12 protein-coding genes and 1 pseudogene (1 of these 13 only partly in view) are annotated in these 19,164 nt (G+C 69.8%); 5 read left to right on the top strand and 8 right to left on the bottom strand.

All coding sequences use genetic code 11. From position 1 onward, the window contains the following. Positions 1 to 438 precede the first annotated feature (438 nt). The 4 genes from ACZ5SK_RS34100 (at position 439) to ACZ5SK_RS34085 (ending at position 4,427) form a co-directional block, all read left to right on the top strand. Positions 439 to 2,082 (top strand): AMP-binding protein, encoded by a 1,644-nt coding sequence (locus tag ACZ5SK_RS34100; RefSeq protein WP_334582405.1) that lies wholly within the window; start codon positions 439 to 441, stop codon positions 2,080 to 2,082. Beyond that, positions 2,079 to 2,867 (top strand): enoyl-CoA hydratase/isomerase family protein, encoded by a 789-nt coding sequence (locus ACZ5SK_RS34095; RefSeq protein WP_334582406.1) that lies wholly within the window; start codon positions 2,079 to 2,081, stop codon positions 2,865 to 2,867. Before ACZ5SK_RS34100 ends, ACZ5SK_RS34095 begins: the two co-directional genes overlap by 4 nt. Continuing rightward, a complete protein-coding gene (locus ACZ5SK_RS34090; protein WP_361707015.1) occupies positions 2,864 to 3,622 on the top strand; it encodes an SDR family oxidoreductase in 759 nt (252 codons plus the stop codon). Before ACZ5SK_RS34095 ends, ACZ5SK_RS34090 begins: the two co-directional genes overlap by 4 nt. Positions 3,623 to 3,857: 235 nt before the next feature. Continuing rightward, positions 3,858 to 4,427: a TetR/AcrR family transcriptional regulator gene (locus ACZ5SK_RS34085; RefSeq protein WP_334582408.1), complete on the top strand. Its 570-nt coding sequence runs from the start codon at positions 3,858 to 3,860 to the stop codon at positions 4,425 to 4,427. Positions 4,428 to 4,697: 270 nt separating this feature from the next. Here ACZ5SK_RS34085 and ACZ5SK_RS34080 read toward each other — a convergent pair whose 3' ends face one another. The 6 genes and pseudogenes from ACZ5SK_RS34080 to ACZ5SK_RS34055 form a co-directional block, all read right to left on the bottom strand. Continuing rightward, positions 4,698 to 5,021 (bottom strand): DUF6083 domain-containing protein, encoded by a 324-nt coding sequence (locus ACZ5SK_RS34080; protein WP_361707018.1) that lies wholly within the window; start codon positions 5,019 to 5,021, stop codon positions 4,698 to 4,700. Positions 5,022 to 5,200: 179 nt separating this feature from the next. Continuing rightward, positions 5,201 to 5,407 carry a hypothetical protein gene (locus ACZ5SK_RS34075; RefSeq protein ID WP_334582410.1) on the bottom strand — a complete coding sequence of 69 codons (207 nt, stop codon included), beginning with the start codon at positions 5,405 to 5,407 and terminating at the stop codon, positions 5,201 to 5,203. A 185-nt stretch (positions 5,408 to 5,592) separates the two neighbouring features. Further along, a complete protein-coding gene (locus ACZ5SK_RS34070) occupies positions 5,593 to 7,908 on the bottom strand; it encodes a LuxR C-terminal-related transcriptional regulator (RefSeq protein WP_468576862.1) in 2,316 nt (771 codons plus the stop codon). Between the two features lie 11 nt (positions 7,909 to 7,919). Next, on the bottom strand, positions 7,920 to 9,776 hold the full coding sequence (locus tag ACZ5SK_RS34065) for an LLM class flavin-dependent oxidoreductase (protein ID WP_468576914.1): 1,857 nt from the start codon (positions 9,774 to 9,776) through the stop codon (positions 7,920 to 7,922). Between the two features lie 26 nt (positions 9,777 to 9,802). Next, positions 9,803 to 10,087 (bottom strand): amino acid synthesis family protein, encoded by a 285-nt coding sequence (locus ACZ5SK_RS34060; protein WP_468576912.1) that lies wholly within the window; start codon positions 10,085 to 10,087, stop codon positions 9,803 to 9,805. Further along, positions 10,008 to 10,271: pseudogene (locus ACZ5SK_RS34055) on the bottom strand (amino acid synthesis family protein); the annotation flags it as partial. The gene ACZ5SK_RS34060 and the pseudogene ACZ5SK_RS34055, both read right to left, overlap by 80 nt. A gap of 263 nt (positions 10,272 to 10,534) precedes the next feature. Between ACZ5SK_RS34055 and ACZ5SK_RS34050 the strand changes: the two are divergent. Next, entirely contained in the window at positions 10,535 to 11,440 is a 906-nt protein-coding gene (locus tag ACZ5SK_RS34050; protein ID WP_468576860.1) for a BCCT family transporter, read from the top strand. 64 nt (positions 11,441 to 11,504) lie between these two features. On the opposite strand, the gene ACZ5SK_RS34045 is transcribed toward ACZ5SK_RS34050, so the two are convergent. Next, positions 11,505 to 12,704 carry a hypothetical protein gene (locus ACZ5SK_RS34045; RefSeq protein ID WP_468576858.1) on the bottom strand — a complete coding sequence of 400 codons (1,200 nt, stop codon included), beginning with the start codon at positions 12,702 to 12,704 and terminating at the stop codon, positions 11,505 to 11,507. 20 nt (positions 12,705 to 12,724) lie between these two features. Further along, positions 12,725 to 19,164: the end of a scabin-related ADP-ribosyltransferase gene (locus tag ACZ5SK_RS34040; RefSeq protein ID WP_468576857.1), read on the bottom strand. It continues 21,361 nt past the right edge of the window; only the last 6,440 of its 27,801 coding nucleotides appear in the window; its start codon lies beyond the right edge, outside the window — the gene reads right to left on this strand; its stop codon occupies positions 12,725 to 12,727.

Genomic DNA, 19,164 nt, shown 5'->3' with positions numbered 1-19,164 from the left:
ACGATCCTTCTTCGACAGGACCGTGTGGTCAGCGCCCCACCCGTGGGCGCGATCGAGGGCTGCGGCGTTGCGATCCACGACGATGCTCTCCGTCTGGGACAAACCGCGAAGGGCCTGGATCGCGATGTGCCCCAGCCCGCCGGCGCCCAGCATGACGGCGCGGGTCCCAGGGACCGCGTGCGGAAGCGCCTTGCGCACAGCCCCAGGGCGCCGGCGAGCTTGCGCCATGCCTCGCGATAGCCGCAGCCCTCGAAACAGGGCCGCATCCCGAGAATGAGGGTAATTGACGAGGTACTTTCGTACCCTCTATCGTACCCATCATGTGTAGGAGCCGCCTGTAGCTCGATGAGGAGCGACGATGCAACACATGTATGCCATGAATGCCCAGACCCCGACGTGCGAGGGCGTGGCCCTGGCCGCGGACCGGAAGGGCCGGCGATGAGGGCTTCCGACCGGGTCGCCGAGTTGACTGCCAGGATCGCCTCCCCCGAGACGAATGTGGCGTGGCTGCTGTGCGATCGGCATCCTGCCGACAGGGTGGCGTTCACCGTCGTCGATGCCGCCGGCGAGGCGTCCGTCCTGACCTTCGGGCAGCTCGCGGCGGACTCGCACCGGTGTGCGCGGGCGTTGCAGGAACTCGGCGTCGGGTCGGGCGACCGGGTGGCGACCTTGATGGGCAAGAGCACCGACCTCGTCACCGTGATCCTTGCGCTCTGGCGCCTGGGGGCGGTCTACGTGCCGTTGTTCACCGCGTTCGCGCCCCAGGCCATCGCCATGCGTCTGGAGGGCTCGGGTGCGCGAGTCGTGATCGTCGACCCGGATCAGCGGCACAAGCTCGACCCGGGGCCGGACATGCCGGAGGACCACCAGCGCCGCATCGTCGTCGCGGGGACCACCGGTTCCGGAGATGACGTGCTGCTCGCCGACCTCGTCGCGGCCGCGTCGCCGGAGCCGTTGCCCGCCGTCGCCGTCGGCGGCCAGGGGCCGCTGGTGCACATGTTCACCTCGGGTACCACCGGCAAGCCGAAGGGCGTCATCCACCCCGTGTCGTACATCGCCGGATGGCAGGTGTACCTGGAGTACGCCCTGGGGGTCCCCCAGGACGGCAGCTACTGGTGTGCGGCTGACCCCGGGTGGGCCTACGGGCTGTACGCGGCCATCGTCGCCCCGATGGCCGCCGGTATCCCCAGTCTGCTGCTGGCGGGCCAATTTTCCGTCGAGTCGACCTGGCGCACACTCGTCGACCACGCGGTCACCGACTTCACCGCCGCCCCGACCGTGTACCGGCAACTCCGTTCCTCGTCGGTGGAAGTACCCCAGGCGCTGTCCCTGAAGAGACTGTCCAGCGCCGGGGAACCCCTGACCCCCGAGGTCAACGAGTGGACGCGTCGCGTGCTCGGCCTGGAGGTGCACGACCACTTCGGTCAGACCGAGGTCGGCATGCCCCTGGCCAATCACCATCACCCCGAGCTCGCCCGGCCCCTCAAGACCGGATCGATGGGCAGGCCTGTGCCCGGCTGGAGCCTCACCGTCCTGGCCGAGGAACAGGACGAGGCCGCCGCAACCGGCGCGCTGGGCCGCGTCGCGATCGATGTCGCCGCGAGCCCGCTGATGACCTTCCGTGACTACCAGACGCCGGGCCAGAGCGCGGCCAAGTTCACCACGGACCGCCGGTGGTATCTCACCGGGGACGCCGGGTCGGTCGACGCCGACGGCGACTTCTTCTTCTCCTCCCGCGACGACGACGTCATCATCATGGCCGGCTACCGGATCGGCCCGTTCGAGATCGAGAGCGTCCTCGCCCAGCACCCCGCCGTCACCGAATGCAGCGTCATCGCCGCCCCGGACGAGGCCCGCGGCGAGGTCATCGAGGCGTACGTCGTCGTGGCACACGGAAGTGTCGCGTCACCGGAACTCGCCGCTGAGCTCCAGCAGTTGGTCAAGACCCGCTATGCCGCGCACGCCTATCCGCGCACGATCCACTTCATCGACAGCCTGCCCAAGACACCCAGCGGCAAGACGCAGCGCTACCTGCTGCGCAGCCGCCGACGGGCCGAACTCTCCAGCCGAGAGGCACAGTGACCGACACAGATCCCCTCATCGTCGAGCAGCGCGGACCCATCAGGTGGCTGCGGCTCAACCGGCCCGAGCGGCGCAACGCCCTCAACGCCGCCCTCATAGACGCCCTCGACAAGCAGATCACCGGCGCCGAGGCCGACCCCGCCACCGCGGTGGTCGCCGTGGCCGGCAACGGACCGAGCTTCTGCGCCGGCGGCGACTTCCACCAGTTCCTGGAACTGGACGAGCGCGGCCAGAACCCGGTCGACTTCCTGGCGGACGTATCCGCCTGCTTCAGCCGGATCGACGCCAGCCCCGTCCCGTGGGTCGCCGTCCTGCACGGCCACGCCGTCGCCGGCGGCCTCGAACTCGCCCTTGCCTGCGACGTGGTGGTCGCCGCCGACTCCACGCTCATCGGCGACGGACACCTCAACAACCGGCTCGTGCCGGCCGGCGGATCCAGTGTCCGACTGCCTGGTGCGGTCGGGCGCGGACTGTCACGCTGGCTCCTGCTGACCGGAGAACTCCTGCCCGCGACCGAGTTCTCCGGCACCGGCTGGATCCGGGCCATCGTGCCGGAGCCCGAACTCGAGGCCACGGCCTCCCGTATCTGCCGTCAACTGGCCGAACGGAGCAGTCCCGCGCAGCGGCACCTCAAGACGCTGCTGCACAGGATCGACGGCGTTGCCCCGGAGCCCGCCCTGCGTGAGGAACTGGAGACCTTCGCCGACAACTGGTCGGCGAGCTCCGTGGCCGACACCCTGAAGGCGTTTCTCGCCTCCCGGACGACGAAAGCAGCCCACACATGAACCGCTATCACGGGCGCGTCGTCGCCCTCACCGGTGGCGCACAGGGCCTCGGGCTCGCCATGGCCACGCGCTTCGCCGCGGAAGGTGCCACGGTCGCGCTGGCCGACGTCAACGAACGGGCCCTGGCGGATGCCGCGGGCGGAATCGCCGCGGCACACGACGCCAAACTCCGCACCGACATCGTGGACGTGACCGACTCCGCGCGGGTCGACAACTGGATCGGCGAGATCACCAGCGACTTCGGCCGCGTCGACGTGCTGGTCAACAACGCAGGCATCATCCGCGACAACCGCGTGGAGGACATCACCGACGACGACTGGCACGCCGTCATCGACGTCAGCCTCACCGGCGCCTTCCACTGCGCCCGCGCCGCGTTCGGTCCCATGAAACGCCAGGGCTACGGCCGTATCGTCAGCTTCTCCTCCATGTCATGGCGTGGCAACTTCGGCCAGACCAACTACGTGGCCGCCAAGGCCGGCGTCGTCGGCATGACCCGCACCCTCGCCCTCGAAGGCGCCCGCCATGGCATCACCGCCAATGCCATCGCCCCCGGGCTGATCGACACACCCATGCTCGCCTCCATGAACGGCCCGGCACGCGACAAACTCACCGCCAAGGTCCCCATGCGCCACACCGGCCGCCCCGAGGACATCGCCGAAGCCGCCGCGTTCCTCGCCAGCGAAGCGGCCGGCTACATCACCGGCATCGTCCTCGACGTGGACGGTGGCATCTCCATCGGATCATCGATCCGGTAACCGACAGCCCGCCTGATCACCCGCGTCCCCCACGGACCGGAGTCCCTGTGCCTCGCGCGCCCCGGCCGGGACCGGTAGCTGACCACCGGGTGTCGGTCCGGCGCCGCCGGCCCACGCCGACGGGGACGGGCGCCGAGCCGCCGGCAGTTGCCTACACGCGATGGCACCAAGTCATACTTGGCTTGTGATGGCTGGGGCTCGGGATACGAATCATGGATCGGTACGTCGTCGGCGGGTGGACCAGGAGCGTCGTGCCGCATTGCTCTCGGACCTGGAGGAGCTTGTGCTCGCCGAGGGCTTCACGGCCCTCAGCATGGACGATCTGACGCATCGCCTGCACTGCTCGAAGGCAACGCTCTACAGCGTGGCCGGAAGCAAGGAACAACTGGTGACAGCGGTGACGAAGCGGTTCTTCCAGCAGGCGACCGAACAGATCGAGGTCACCGTGGCCGCCGTGGCCGATCCGAGACAGCGCATCCCGGCCTACCTGTCAGGGGTGGGCCAGGCGATGAGCCGGTGTTCCCAGGAGTTCTACACCGACATGATCGGCTTCGGGCCTACCGCGGAGATCTATCGGGTCAACTCCAAGGCTGCGGCTCGACGTGTGCAAGAGCTGATCGCGGCTGGTGTCGAGGCCCGGGCGTTGCGTCCGATCGACGGTAACTTCGCCGGGCACCTCGTGGCGCTGGCCATTGAAGGGGTGCAGTCCGGGGCGCTCTTGGCCAGCACCGGGCTGAGTGCAGGCGACGCGTACACCGAGATGGCGGATCTTCTGCTGCACGGCCTCAGCATGCCCCGGACGTAAGGCGAGGGCACGCGGCCAGTGCGACAGTGCTCGTCACCGTGCAGGACAAGAAGGAAATTGCAGTCTCCGAGGGTTCCCGGCGACTTGGCCCGGCGAACGGCCATCAGGCGGGTGCGGGCGTTCGCCGCGAGGGGCACGGCTCGGCAGGCGCTGTCAGTATCTCCGCCGGTGGCCGGCCTGGTCAGGATGATCTCCACGGCGTGCTGCCGTCTCATCGGCAGGCTGCTTCCCGCGCTTCGCCACCAGGACGGTCTGGACAGGGCTGGGACGTTAGTGGAAGCCGGGATCGCGAGCTGGGCAGAGGACCGCGTGAGCCAGTCGGCACCAAGCGCTGCCATCCCCGGCCGGATGTGCGAGGCCGGAGCTGACGTGCCAGCAGCACTCGGCGGGCACGTCAGCCGTTGGCAGTTCCTGCGGATGCAGACGGACGGGACGATCACGTACCCGCTGGTACCACTCGACGAGGTTGCCGCATTCCCGGCAGCGGGCGCGCTGGGCACAGCGGAGGTGTCTGGATGAGCTGTCGGCAACGACACGTAGCGAACGCGGGCGATGGCTGATGACGGGACTGCCGTCCGCATGGCGACCGACCACGCGAACATCGCCGCTGCGCCGTGGCGGCAGCCCTCTTCGCCGCTCTGGCGCCGGCCCAGGTGTTCACCGCCTGACCGCAGCCGTCCGCCTCGGGCCGTAGTCGTGGTTGTCGCCTTCATGACCCAGGGCGATGTCGTTCAGGTGATGTGTTCGGGTTGATCACGCGATGCCGAGGGTGATCAGCGGGCGGTTTGTGTCACGAGCGTGGTGGCGGCCGGATCCTTGCTCGCGTCCCACATCATCGGGGCCGGCGCCTCGGCCACCAGGGCACCGCCGCTGTTCTTCAGCAGCAGGTGGCCGGAGTCGGCCTGGGACAGCTTCAGCCCGTCCAGGTTCAGCGGAATCCGGTACGACACCGTGTCGCCGTCGGGCGAGTGCTTGTCCAATCCTGTGGATCATTGTCTACGCCAGCGAAGTTCGGGTGGGTGCCTCCGAGCGTCGACGAGCGCGGCTCGTTTGTGACACTCGTCTCCATGACCAGCAGCAACGCCCTTGGCTTCACCCAGATCGTTGACCCGCCCGCCACGGGTCGCTGTGTTGCGCAAGCCGAGTGCGGCGCCGTTTACGCAGGTCACGTCCGTGCTACAGGTTGTCCCGCCTCGCGGGCGCCGAACAGCGCGGCGACCTGAGTTCGGGAGGCGAAGCCGAGCTTGCTCAGGATGTTCTCCACATGCGTGTCGACGGTACGTCGTGTGATGAAGAGCTCGGCCGCGATCTCCTTGTTGGTCTTCCCGCTGGTCAGCAGGTGTGCCACTTCCCGTTCGCGAGGGCTGAGCGGCAGGGCCCCGTTCCCTTCATGGCCGGGAACGGGCTCCTTGCGGAGCGCGTAGGCGACGGCCTCATCCTTGCTGAAGCGGCGCCCTTCCTTCAACGCCTTGTTGAAGACACGCGGGCCGAGGCTCTCGAGGGCCTGCTCAAGGCCGCGGTTGCGCCGGGCGAGCCACGGCTCGAAGAGAGCCGGTATGTTGCACCTCTCACCGAGGGCCTCCCCCGCGCCCATCAGCCGCGTGGCGCGTTCCGCGTCGCCGCGATCCGCCTCGGCCAAGCCGAGGAATTCCAGGGCGACGCAGATCCCGAACAGGTCATTCAGTTCGGATTTGCGCCTGAGTGCCTCGCTCAGCAAGGCCATCGCATCTCCGTGCCGGTGCTGGAGATGCGCGGCGTGGCCCAGATGCAAGACGCCCCAGGACAGCAGCCACTTCTCACCGTGGGCACGGCAGTGATCGCAGGCCTCCTCGAGCGCCGGCACCGCACGGCCGGGCTGGCCCATATAGCACCACGCCATCCCCAGGAAGACCAGAAGGTGGGCGAGGCGGGGGGTGGAGCCGGTGGCCTGGCGTTCCAGTCGTACCGCCTCCTCGAAGCAGGCGACGGCGGCCTCGACGCTCCCCTGGAAGAGGTGGGCGATGCCACGGCTGAACGTCACGTGAGCGATGGCGGTATCGTCGTCGAGCCGTTTGGCCAGGTCATAGCACTCGTCCAGCATCAGCAGGCCGGCGGGGACAGCGCCGCCGAATACGTTGAAGTGGCCGTTGACCCACAGAGCGCGCACTCGTTCCCGGCTGGGCTCGGGGTCGGCGGCCAGTAGCCGGTCGATCCAGTGCCGCGCCTCGTGGTGAAGCCCGCCGACGAACCAGGCACTCCACAGGTCGGCGGCCATGCCGAGTCCGGCGCGGGCCTCGCCGGGCTCGGTGAGACAGAACTCGAGGGCGACCCGGATGTTGGGCAGATCGGTCAGTACGGCACGCAGCAATGCGGCTTGGTCGGCACCGAACCAACCGGCTTCCAGCCGGGCCGCGAGGCCGGCGAAGTAGTCACGGTGCGCCCTTTGTGATGCGTGTTCCTCACCGCTTGCCCTCAGCCGGTGGAGCCCGTACAGGTGGAGCGTTTCCAGCATCTGATAGCGCGTGCCGTCGAAGCTCACAATCGATTTTTCGACGAGTTCGTTCAGCGCCACATGCAACTCGCCGGGCAACGGTTCCTCCCCCGCGCCCACCCGCTCGACGGCGGCCAGTCCGGCGCCGCCCGCGAACACCGACATCCGGGCCCACAGCATGCGCGCGGCCTCAGAACACTGCTCATGGCTGTGGTCCACCATCCCGAGCAGGGTGCGATGCCGTGGCGGGGCGGTACGGCTGCCGCAGGTGAGGACCCCGAACCGGTCCTCCAACCGCGTGAGGATCTCAAGGACGGACATGCTGCGTGTCCGGGCTGCGGCAAGCTCAAGAGCCAGCGGGAGCCCGTCCAGCCGTCGGCACAGGGCGAAAACCGTTTCCTGGTTGTCGGGGGTGAGAGAGAACTGGGGGTCGGCCGCCGAGGCCCGGCTGAGGAAGAGAGAAACGGCGTCGTACCGGTCGGTGGCCGTTTGCGACCGGTGCTGCCCCTCTTCCGGAACGGACAGCGGGGGGGCCGGAAACACGCTCTCCCCGTCGATGCGCAGAGGTTCGCGACTGGTGGCGAGTATGCGCAGATTCGGGCAGGCGCGCAGCAGGTCGGGCGCCAGCTTCGCGCAGGCATCAATCATGTGTTCGCAATTGTCGAGCAGAAGCAGCAAAGACCGGTCCCCGATACTGTCCACCAGACCGGCGGCACCCGTTCCGGCGCGCATGGCCATGGGCAATGTGGACAAAACCTTCAGCGCGAGGAGGTCCTCGTCGATCAGGTCGGCGAGTTCCACCAGCCAGGCACCGTCGGGAAGCGCCGCCTGTACATGTCGAGCAGCGTGCAGAGCGAGCCGGCTCTTACCGACCCCGCCGGTCCCGACCACCGTCACCAGCCGTGATTCCGACAGCAGCCGCAGGACTTCGGCCGTCTCCCTCCGCCGTCCGACGGTGCTGGTCAGGTCCGCGGGCAAATTACCCGGATACGCCCGAGTGTCACCGGCCATTGCACTGTTCCTCAAATCGCTCTTATGCGGTGCGTCTTGATGCTAGAAATGGAAAAATCTACTGTGTTTCGGGCAGTTCCTGCCCGGCGAGCAGAGTCAGCCATTCGCGCTGCAGCAGGGCGGGCGCGGCAGCGTCGAGAGCCACGTGGGAAACGGCGAAGACAAGGTAGGCGGGCCTTTCGGCGGCGGTGACCACGGCCGCACGCAGCGGCCCGGTCGCCGACCGGGGTGCCTCTGGCACTGGGTTCATCCTTGGCAACGGCTTCGCCGGACAGCTCCGGCTCGATGGAAGGCCGGCATGACTTCCTTGATGAACAGCTCCAGGGACTTGCGCTTCTCCTCGTGCGACATGCTGTTGTCGATCCAGAAGCTGTACTCGTCGACGCCGAGTTCCGCATAGGAGCGAGCCGCTCGATGACCTGGGCCGGGGTGCCGATCATCGCGGTCTTGTGCAGTGCGTCCGGCTGGAACTCCGGCCGGCCTTCGAATTCGGATTCCGGGCTGGGTGCCAGGAATCCGTTCTGCGGGGTGGTCTTGTTGCCGAACCAGGCGTCGAAGGTCCGGTAGAAGCGGTTGATCGCCTCCGCGGCCGGGCGCCAGCCCTCGGGTTCGTCAGGGGAGTGGACGTGCGTGTGTCGCAGCACCATCAGGTCGGGACGCGGCACCTCAGGATGGTTCGCCACGGCGGTGTCGAACTTCCGCTTGAGATCGGCGACTTCCTCGTCGCCCTTCATCAACGGGGTGACCATGACGTTGCAGCCCTGGGCCACCGCGAAGTCGTGAGAGGCGGGGTCGCGGGCGGCGATCCACATGGGCGGGGTGGGCCGCTGAACCGGCTTGGGCACGCTGGTCGAGGTCGGGAACCGCCAGATCTCGCCGTCGTGGGCGTAGTCGCCCTGCCAGAGGGCGCGGACGGCGGGCACGAGTTCGCGCAGGTGCTTTCCGCCGTCCGCCGCAGGCAGTCCGTCCGCCAGCCGGTCGAACTCGAACTGGTAGGCGCCCCGGGCGAGCCCGACCTCCATCCGGCCGTTGCTGATGACGTCGAGCAGCGCACACTCACCGGCCCGGATCGGGTGCCAGAACGGGGCGATGACGGTCCCGGCACCCAGGCGGATGGTCGAGGTCTTCGCGGCGAGGTGGGCGAGCAGCGGCATCGGGCTCGGGCTCGGGCTCGGGCTCGGGCTCGGGGAGATCGTGTACTCCATCTCAAGTGATGCTCGCCTATCCACACGGTGCCGAATCCCCCGACCTCGGCCATCAGGGCCAGCTCGGAGAGGTTCTCGAAGAGCTGGCGGTGACTGACCTCCTCGTCCCAGCGCTCCATGTGCACGAACAGCGAAAACCTCATGACTGCTCCTCCGCGCCTGTTCTGGCGGCTTCTGTCGGTGCGGCGTCCATCTCGGTGAGGGTGACGTCACCGGTGGCCCAGCGCGTCCGGGCGTGGCCTCAGTGCTGGGCACCCGGTCGGTGGCGACGTCCGTGCCGTCGTACCACCGCTTGAGCGACGCCGCACTCGCCATGAAGTCGGCCTCGGCGGTGCGCAGCCGGTCGGGAACGGACGCCCGCTCCTCAGCCGTACGTTCGCGCGTCGAACTGACCGAGCTCGGTGTGGCCACCAGGTCCGGACGGTGCGGCGCCACATGGTGGGCGACCAGGGCGCCCACCGAGAATGCGACCGGGTGCGAGCCCGCCGGGATCTCGTCGACCACCCCGGCGGCCAGCTCGGCGAGGAGCACCCCGTGTCTCACCGGCGGACGGATGCCGTGCCCAGGCAGGTCGGGGGTGAGCACGGTGAAACGGTCGGCCAAGAGCGCGGCAGCGGGCTCCCACATGGTGTGGTCGAGCCCGGCGCCGTGCAGCAGAACCATGGTCGGCTTGCTCATGGACGCGCTGCCTACTGCTCGGTCGAGAGCGCTGCCATGCGCTGCTGGGGGCGCCCCTGGGCGGCCGCGGCGAGCGCGATGACGATCTCGCCCGGATGGGGGGCGCCGCTCAGCCTGACCTCGACGGTTCGGCGGTGCGAGCGGAGCGTGGCGTGCCAGGGTCTCGCCCGCCTCGGCACGGGCGACGGCGAAGCAGATGACCGACTCGCGCTGGAGGAACTGCCGCAGCAGATTGCCGAGGTACGGGGTGTGAATGAGGGCCCCCGCGTGCTCGAAATCGCCGGCCGCGCCGACATTGGCGGCCTTGCCGAACGCCTCCGTCTCGTCCACGCATCCCAGGGAAACGACGAGCCGGTCCGTGAGCAACCTGGCGAGCACCGGGGCGACGCGGCTCTGCTCCACGCACAGCTCGGCCGAAGGGCCTGTGGCGAGCTTGCGGAGGCCGATGCTCTCGTCTGGGTGATCCAGGCACTCTTGCATGGCACAGGACGATAAATGCCGCCTCTCGAGTCGGTCAAGAGGCTGAGAGGGAGGGCTCCCCGGCGGGTCGGGGGCCACCGCACCAGGATCTAAAATGAGCACTTGAGCTGCGAGTATCGATGATCTTGAAAGCCTTGACCTGATTACACATCTCGAACTCTTGACGCTCCACCGACGTCGTGACCTACTGCTGCTTGTATGGTAGATCAGGGGGCCATCCGCCTCCGGGCCCAGGAGTTCCATGTCTAGTCATCTCGGAAACGATGCCCGCGACACCGTCGGGGAGCAGCGGGGGAAGCGCGACGGCAGGCCCGGACACCGACACAGGTGCCGAGGGCTACGGCGGCGGCAGACTCGGGTCCGTTCTCTGGACCTCGATAGGCATCTCCGCCGTCTTCGCGGCCAGGGGGGTGCTTGTGGACGCAGCGCGTTCTTCGCGACCCTCGACCACTACCCCACTGGCCGACGTCACCTCGGTGGTCGCGATCATCCTGGTCGTGATGTTCTTCGTCTCCGGCGCAGATGCCAACACCTACGTGCTGTCCATGATGACCTCGAACGGATCGTTCACTCCGCGTCGTCCGGTGCTCATCCTCCGGGGCGTCCTCACCGGTGTCACCGCCGTCGTCCTCATGCTCGCCGGCGGACTGAACGCCCTCCAGAACACTGTCATCGTGACGTCCCTGCCGTTCCTCTTGATCATCGCTGGTCTGGCGGTCTCCTTCTGGAAAGAGCTGATGGAGCAGCTCATCTCACTCCGCGAAATCTTGGACCGGCTCCCCGATCCGAGGCGGGTCAGGGGCCGCCGCTACCGGCTGGGCTCCCTGCTCGCCCTGTGCCTGCTCGCAGTCCTCGGCGGTGCCACCACACTGGCCGGCATCGCCCGGTTCGCCGTCGACGCCGCCCCTGAAACACGGTCACGTATCGGCCTTACGCGTCTCCCACGTGCCACCGCCCTGGGACGCCTACTGTCCCGCATCGACGGCGACGCCTTCGATGATGCCGTGGGTGCCTGGCTCGCCCGATACTCCCGCGACCCGGTCGAGGACGAGGCACCCGCGCTGGTGGGCCTTGCCGTCGACGGCAAGGCCGTACGCGGCAGCCGTCGTGACGGCCGTGGACGGCCGTCCACGGCCAGGTGCACCTTGCTGCTCAGCCCACCACGTTGATCGGCTGCACCACGAAGCGGGACGCCATCCGGACTTCGTCAAAGTTCACCCTGACGAGCCCGAGTCAGTGAAAACGTCCGCTCCGATCCTCATCGTCGTTGTCGCCGACGGCCGTCGCCACCACGCTCCAGAGGTCATGGACCGTGTCGCGGGCGCCCTTGTCGTGGTTGTATCCGAATTGGAAGACGTAGGTTCCGGAGTCCACGGTGTGACCCTTGATGAGCGTCACCACGTAGTTCGCTCCCCCGTCCGGCGCCTTCGCGGCGTGCACTGCGACCTCGTCACCGAGCGACGTCCAGACGCCGGTGTTCGCCACCCCACCGGTCTGGGCCACGTGCAGGACGATTTTCAGTGCGGTGAGCTTCTTGGCGGTCGTGACGGTGACGGAACTCTGACTCCAGTAACCGTCCGGGGACTGAACGGAGGTCTGGACGGAGAGGTAACTGCTCTGCCCCGCAGCCGGGGGCTTCACAGCCGCCCGCTGAGACGAGACCTCGGGGGTGTGCGCCGGGGCGGGTGAGGAAGGGCCCTGAACCTGAGCCTGGACGTTGGCCTCGGCGTGGGGGGCCACCAGACCCGCAGCGGGAAGCCCGGCCACGGCCGCCTTACCGGCCCCTGCCGCAAGGCGCACTCTCGCAGGCGTCGTCGGGGCCATGGTCGGCGTCGAGGGGCCCTCCTCGCTGAGGCCCGTGTCGGGACCCGGGATCGGCTCCGGTTGGTCCTCGACCGTCGCGGCGGAGCGATGCGGGCTCAGTCCCTCGGCCACCCCTACGGCCGCGAGCAGACCACCGGCGGCGACGGCAGCGCCGAGAAGCCACCTCGAGACGGCGTTGCTGCCGGCGGCCGCAGCGCTCGAGCGAGCAGGCGCCGCGTGCCCGCCGCGCTGCTGCTCGGCAGCAACCGCCTGCCACAGTTCGACCGAAGAGTCCGTGCCGGCTGCCTCCGCATCCTCCGGCGCATCCTCTCCGCTCTCGTCACGGACGGCGGCCGCCCGCAGGGCCGGGCTTGCCGGGGCAGCGGTCGACTCGGCCCGCGCAGACCTGTTCTGTCCGGTGCTCTGTTCCTCACCGCCGTCCCTTGGCGTTGCCCACGGCAGGGGCTGATCCCACACAGCGGCCGTCGGCTGACCGGCCTGGCTGCCCGCATCGTCGTCCGGCGCGGTGCGCGCCGGCATGAGCGGCGCGGCCGCAACCAGTGTCGGGGACTGGCCGGCAGAACCGTCCGTCCCGCTGGGGTCCTCAAAGGCGTTATCTGTTGGCCTCATCTGAGCCTCGCTTCCCTTCGTCATTCCACGGGGGCACCGCTGCCGGTACCGGCAGCGCGTTGATCGTCGTTGATCCGCGTGAGAAACCGTTGCGCGCTGGCCTCGGTGGTCTCAGCTCCGTCCGACAGGCGCTCCGGCTTGTCGGATTCGCTCCCGGACGCCGACACCGGGGGCAGTCCGGGAGAGGGGGGCGGCTCGGGTGGATGGCCGTCCGACGCGCCATCGCGGTTGATCCCGTTCGGCGACCCTTCGCCGCGGGGACCAGCCGTCCGCTCCAAGCCGGACATCGGACCGACGTTCGGCGTTGAGTCGTCACCGCCGCTGCCAGGACTCCCCCCACCGTCCTCGCCGTCGTCGGCTTCGTCGACGCCATCGGCGCGCGCGGTGTGCGCGGTGTGCGACTCCTGCGCCGGAGGGGCCTCTTCCCGAGCGCGCGGATCCCTCCGGGCCGCCTCGCTCACTCGCTCGCCTTGCGGCGCGCCGGGCGCCGTGTCCGGCGGCTGCGCATCCAGCCGCTCCGAAGGCGGGTCGTACTGCGGTGCCTGCGCCGGGCCGTGCGGCCCGGCCTGCGGCTGTTGCAGCAGCGGGGCGTCCTGACCGAGCACGCGGCGCTCGAAGTCGGCGATCGGCGGGACCGGGTCGATCGCGTTGACAACGGTCCGTGTCGACGCGTCCACGGGCGCCCGGAAGGTCTCGGTTCGCGTGCCGTCGGCGCTGAAGAAGAACGTCTCACCAGTGCGCTGGTTCCGGACGAGGAACTGACGGAGGGGGTCTGTGCTCGCCCCGGTCTCGTCGCCTGTCCAGCCGACGGTGAGGTGCTCTGCGAGCGCCGTGTCCGCCCACGCGAACAGGAGTTCTCCGTTCGCGTTGTCAGTGACGTGGATCGGCCGTCCCACCAGCTCCGGCGGCACCTCGTGCAGGTAGACCTGGTGCGAGACCAGTTCGTCCTGGCGTCCGAACACGGTCTCCAGGCCAGTGGCCTCGTGCACCACCGGACGCAGGCCGTCCGGCCGGGCGGGCAGCACCGTGAACCCGTTCACGGAACGCCCGGCCATGTCCGCGACGGGCCCGGCCTCCCGCAGAGCCCGCCGCGCGTCCGCCCACACCGCCTCGTGGATCGCGGCCCGCAGCTCGGCGAGCTCCTCGGGGCCCGCCGACGGGTCCAGTCCGGAACGCAGCAGGAAGTCAGTGGCGTCGCTCGAGATCAACGACACCAGTCCCGGTGCCGTCTCATCGCGCGTGCCGGTCCGATACGCCTTGGGCAGCGACTCGTCGAAGATCCGGGCCAGCTCGGGTTCGAACCTCGCCCCGACGGTGCCCAGTTGGTTCTGTGGCCTCACCCGCGGAGCCCGCTCGGCGAACAACCCCTCGTTCAGTCGGCGCAGCCAGGTCCGCCACGGCGCCTTACGGTGCCGGCGCTCCGGCACCAGGACCCCGTCCGTATCGAACCGGAGCACGTCGCCGGTGACCCGGTCGGTCAGGACGTACCCGTCCGAGGTCGCCTCCATGCCGTGGGTCGCCACGACCCACGGGTCGTCGGCGACCAGCTCCGCGCTCCACCCCCCGGGCGCGGTCTCGGAGACCGCAACCCGGCGCTTACGGATCAGGGCACCCGCCAGATGATCGGGCAGAACCTCGCCCGACAGCGACAGTTCGACATCCCGAGGCACGCCACCCCCGTCGAAGCGCCACCCCAGGTCGTCCCCGGGCGTGCTGACCAGGATCTCGGCCAGCGCGCCCGACGCGTCGCGGATCTCTCCCAGCTCGTACCGGTCCGCCCCGACGACGGACAGTTCGGGACCGTCCTCGCCGTCGGCGAATCGCAGGAAGTCCTCCGTGCCCGCCAACCGTACGTCCAGCGCTTGCGGCGACCGGTCGGCGCCGAACTGCCAGCGCACGTCGGCAGCGGCGTCGGACACGGTGTACCCGCCGTCCGCTCGGGAACCCACCGTCCAGCCTCGCGCCGGCCGCAGGTCCGCGTCCACGACCTCCGGCAGCGCCGCCAGCCCCAGCGTCTCGTACCGGGCGACCACCTGTGGAGGCGGCGCCACCAACCGGAACTCCAGCACCGCGGGTATCCCCTCGGGAACCGACATCAGCCTCGGCCGCCAGCGCGCCCGCCGCCCACCGCCGGACTCCGTCGCCGGTTCCTCGTCCGCGGCGTTGCCGGACGCCACTGGCTGTGCGGACTGCTCCTGCGGCGGCTCCTGGGTGGGGTGTTCGAAATCCTCCCGCCCGGTGTGCTCTTCGACCGGGGCTTCGACGCGCTCCTGACGCCGCTCCCGCGGGGATTCCACCGCAGACGCGCCGGTCGACTCCATCGGCGCCTTCCCACGGCCCGGCACCGCGCCACCGGACGACTGACCGACCTGCGGCAGCACCTGACGGACCAGCACACCCCTGGGGTCGAAGCCCCACTCCGCCACGGCACCCTCGAACCGGCCCGCCAACGGAACGGTCACCCTCAGACCGTCCGGGAACCGCGCCAACCGCCCACCCTCGACAGGAACACCCTCACGGTCCACCAGCTCCAGCGGACCCCCGATACCCGCCGCCTCCCGCAACCGCACCACATGCTCGACACCCGGCAACTCCAGCTCCCGGTACTCGAACCGGCCACCGGAATCCAGGTGAAGATCACCCCCGACTCCCCGGACAACGAACCCACCCCCCTCACGCGGCAGCACCACACGGTCCACCACCACCTCACCCACGCCATCCACCAACTCCAGCCGCGACGAAGCCGGCAAAACCTCCGTCGCCACCGTGTCGGTCCGCCGCAGCCGATGACCCGCAAGCCCCCGAACACCATGCAACGCCTCCTCCACCACCCGCACCCCCCGCCCCACAACACCTCGCGTGGTGGCTTCCACGTCAAGGGAGCCGTTCTCGTGCTCCTCGGGCACGGTCGGCAGCGCGGTGCGGGTGCCGTCGCCGGGCGCCTCCAGGCCCAGTCGGGCGAGTCCCTTCTGGTCGACCAGTACCAGGATGGGCTCGTCCGGCCCGGTGGTGATCGGCTCCTGCCACTGTGCGGGGACAAGTCGGCGCCGCGCGGGGAAGAGCTTCTTCTCGCGGTAGGCGGGAGCGACCGACCAACTCGGCGTCAGCCGCACCAGGTAGCCGGGACCGGGATCGCCTTCCCTCCCGGGCTGCGGAACCTCGCGAGTCGTGTCTCCTGCCAGTGACGTCGGTTCCCCGTACGTCAGCCAGGTGCTGTACACGTCCGCGAGCCGGACGAAGGGCCGGTTCGCCGCCGTGTGGTTCCCGGCGTGGATCAACGGCTGGCGGAAGTCGGCGAACCACGTCAGACCCGCGTCACCCGCGTTCGTCCAGGTCGTCTCGGACGTCGAGGTGTCGGAGGCGGTCCCGGTCACGGAGCCGCCCTGGATCACCCGGACCAGTTCTCGCGCCACCACGTCGGCCCTGACCGTCACCTGCGCCAGCGCGTCCCCGGCGACTTCGATCACGTGACCCCGGGATGACAGCGCCTCAGGCAGCATGGAACGCAGCAGCTCGGAACCCGTGTGCACCTGCAGTTCGAAGCCCGCTCGCGGACGCAGCACCGGCCGCCCTCCCCGGCCCCCGAAGGCGATGTCGTGCAGCACCCCGTGGAGCCCCGGTGCGTCGAACGAACGTACGAGCGCGTTCGCGGGCAGGTCCACCTGCAGCCCAGCGCCCGGCTGCCACTCCACCGGCGAACCCTGGAGGGCTGCCTCGGACAACGGCCGCGCCTCGTCCGCCGGGGGCAGCACCTCCTCCACCGGGACCGTGGAACGTGTCGCACCAGGCAGTGTGAACTGCGCGGTCCACGAACCGCCGAACGAGCGGCCGCCCAACCTGGGCATCCACTCCGGCAGACGCTTGCTGTAGGTCCCCGGGCTCGCGTGCGGGTACACGTCCATCGTCACCAGCAGGTCGTGCAGGAACTGCACGCTCTCCCCGGCTCCGGACCCGGCGCTGGTGAGCGACTCGCCATGCCCGGTCGACGTCTCCCATTTCGTGGTCCAGGCGTGGGCGCCGCCGACTCCGGCCATGAGCATCGCGCTGGGGCGGCCCGTCCTGCCCGGATTGACGATGACGTTGAGGCCCCACTGAGCGGACCAGCCGGACTGGGTCGTGTCGGCGGCGCGTCCGGTCGTCTCCCCACCGCCCCGCGACGTGTGGCGGGCGCGCGTGGCGTGGTAGCGACCCTCGCCCAGAGCTGCCCGCAGCACCACCAGCTGTTCCACCTTGCCGAAGGGCGTGTCGCCCTCCAGGAACAGGGGTCGCCCGCCGTTCAGCATCTCCTCGATCACCGTGCCGAAGCCGGCCGCCGGCAGCGTCGGCCCCAGCACGTCGTGCACCAGCCGGTCGTTGATCCGGTCGAACTTCGCCACGCGCGCCGGCCCGTCCTGCGCCCGCTCCGGCCACCCCAGCACCCGGTGGGCGAGGTCCAGCCAGCTTCGGGATGTCCGCCCGTTCTCCACCGACCACTCGTCCAGTCGACGCCCGATCTGCTGGACCAGTTCTCCCCCGGCCTCCAGTCGGTACAGCTCGACATGCCCACTGCCCCGGCCCGTGTTCACGGGCGCCCGCACGTCCGGCACGTCCGGTGCCCCGTCCCGCGCCGGCCGCTCCTCCACCGACGTGTCCTGGACCGGCTGCGGCTCGACGTCCACGTCGGCCCCGGCCGCCGCAGTGAGGTAACGCCCGGCGTCGTCCGCCACCAGCTTGGCGATGTCCTCATCGGTCAGCTCACCGATCCGGTGGATCTCACCCGCGGGCACCCACACGGTGACCGCGTCGGGCAGCAGCACCCAGGAGGACCGTTCCTCGGGCGACGTCCGGTGGAGCAACGTCGAAAGGTCCTGCCAGGCCCGGCCCGTGCTGGTGCGCACCTCGTAGGTCGCGTCGAAGCTCACCAGGTAGCCGCGCTCGACCCACTCGTCGACGGCCACGTCCTTCGCGGCATGCGCGGCGGACGTGCCCCGCGTCGCGGCATAGGCCAGTGATCCGCCGGCTTCGGCGCCGACGTAGGTATGGATGTCGTCGTGCGGGGTGAGGATGCCGCCACCGAGCTTGAGCTTGACGCCCCACCCCCGCTGGGCGTCCGATGTCCGCTCGGCCTCACCGAAGCGCGCGCCGCCGAACGTGTGCTCCTCGGCGACCGCCACGATCCGCGGGTCACCGAGCCGAGCCGACAGGTCCACGCGGGCGAACAGCTCGCGGCTGCCCGCCGGCCCCGCCCGGTTGTGACTCTTCAGGCGGACGGTGTCCTTGAATCCCACCGTGCGCTCGAACCCGGCCATCCGGGCGACCGGACCGGTGAAGTTCTCCAGGACGTCCAGCGAGGCGTTGCGTTCGTTGATCCCGTCCCGTGTCCGCTCCAGCCCGTTCTTGCCCTGGTGCTCGTCGAACGCGACGGGGACGCTGCCCAGCAGCGGTCGGCGGTACAGCTCCCGCCACCTCGTCCCGCGCGGTGCTGCCAGCATTCTGGCCACCGTGCTCTGCAGCGCGGGCACCGGCTTCAGCGCGTCCAGTCGGAAGCCGGCGGGCAGTTGCCCCTCGCGCCGGGCCGGCCGCGGCGCGGCCCCCTCCTGCCACACCGGGGCGGGCGATTCGGCCGCCCGCTCCAGCGGCTGGTCCAGCGGTATCGAGGCACGTCGGGGCACCGAAACCTCGACCCGGCCGGGGACCGTCGCGGCGGTGTAGCCCGTGACCCGGTCCGCCTCACGCCACCGCGCCGCCTCGCTCGGCGCGGACCAGCGGCCACCGACCCGGACCTCGAAGTCGACCGGGAAGTCGAAGCGGTGGATTCCGGTGCCGCCGCCCAGCGACCGCTCGGCGCCCAACCGCTGTGTCACCTTGTGGGTGACGACCTGGTGGGACCGGTACGCCAGTTCGGTTCCGCCGTACTCGAGGTTATCGTCCTTTCGGACCACGAACCCGGCGCCCGCCACGCCGAGGGAGCTGTCCTTTCGCTTGGTGACCTCGGTGTTCTGGGCATGGATCGCGGCGAGGGAACCCGTGAGCGTCACCTCGGCGTCGCCCAGGTACCGGCCGTCGGCGGGACGCAACGTACCGCGGACGAACACGTCCGGCGCGCCGCGGCGCCACGCGCTGAGCGGGAACCGCACACCGTCCCCACCGTTCGTCAGTTCCCGCGCACGCTCCTTGAGGAAGACGCGGAATCGTGCAGCCTCGTCAGGCAGCTGAGCGGCGTCCAACAGCTCTTCCGCGTCGAGACGGTGCAGGACCCGGCCGACGATCTCCTCCACCGTCTCGTCCGGGAGCCGGTACGCGGCGTCCAGCCGGTCCGGCACGGTGAACCGGCTCACCCCGGCCGGCTCGTGGACGGAAGGCTGCGGCGTGCGGGTCCCCTCGGTCTCGATGACGGCGTCCGTTTCGGTGGTGGCGTCCGTTTCGGTCGTGGCGTCGGTGGACACCACACTCCGCGTGCCGTCCGCCGACGCCGCCGTGT

The sequence above is a fragment of the Streptomyces sp. NPDC031474 genome, assembly GCF_055581185.1.
This window is presented reverse-complemented; position numbering and strand designations above follow the sequence as displayed.

Excerpts from the sequence above, each read along its gene's own strand:
- ACZ5SK_RS34100 (WP_334582405.1), top strand. The coding sequence starts at position 439 with ATGAGGGCTTCCGACCGGGTCGCCGAGTTGACTGCCAGGATCGCCTCC.
- ACZ5SK_RS34090 (WP_361707015.1), top strand. The coding sequence starts at position 2,864 with ATGAACCGCTATCACGGGCGCGTCGTCGCCCTCACCGGTGGCGCACAG.
- ACZ5SK_RS34070 (WP_468576862.1), bottom strand. The coding sequence starts at position 7,908 with ATGGCCGGTGACACTCGGGCGTATCCGGGTAATTTGCCCGCGGACCTG.
- ACZ5SK_RS34065 (WP_468576914.1), bottom strand. The coding sequence starts at position 9,776 with ATGGTTCTGCTGCACGGCGCCGGGCTCGACCACACCATGTGGGAGCCC.
- ACZ5SK_RS34060 (WP_468576912.1), bottom strand. The coding sequence starts at position 10,087 with ATGTCGGCGCGGCCGGCGATTTCGAGCACGCGGGGGCCCTCATTCACA.
- ACZ5SK_RS34050 (WP_468576860.1), top strand. The coding sequence starts at position 10,535 with ATGCCCGCGACACCGTCGGGGAGCAGCGGGGGAAGCGCGACGGCAGGC.
- ACZ5SK_RS34045 (WP_468576858.1), bottom strand. The coding sequence starts at position 12,704 with ATGAGGCCAACAGATAACGCCTTTGAGGACCCCAGCGGGACGGACGGT.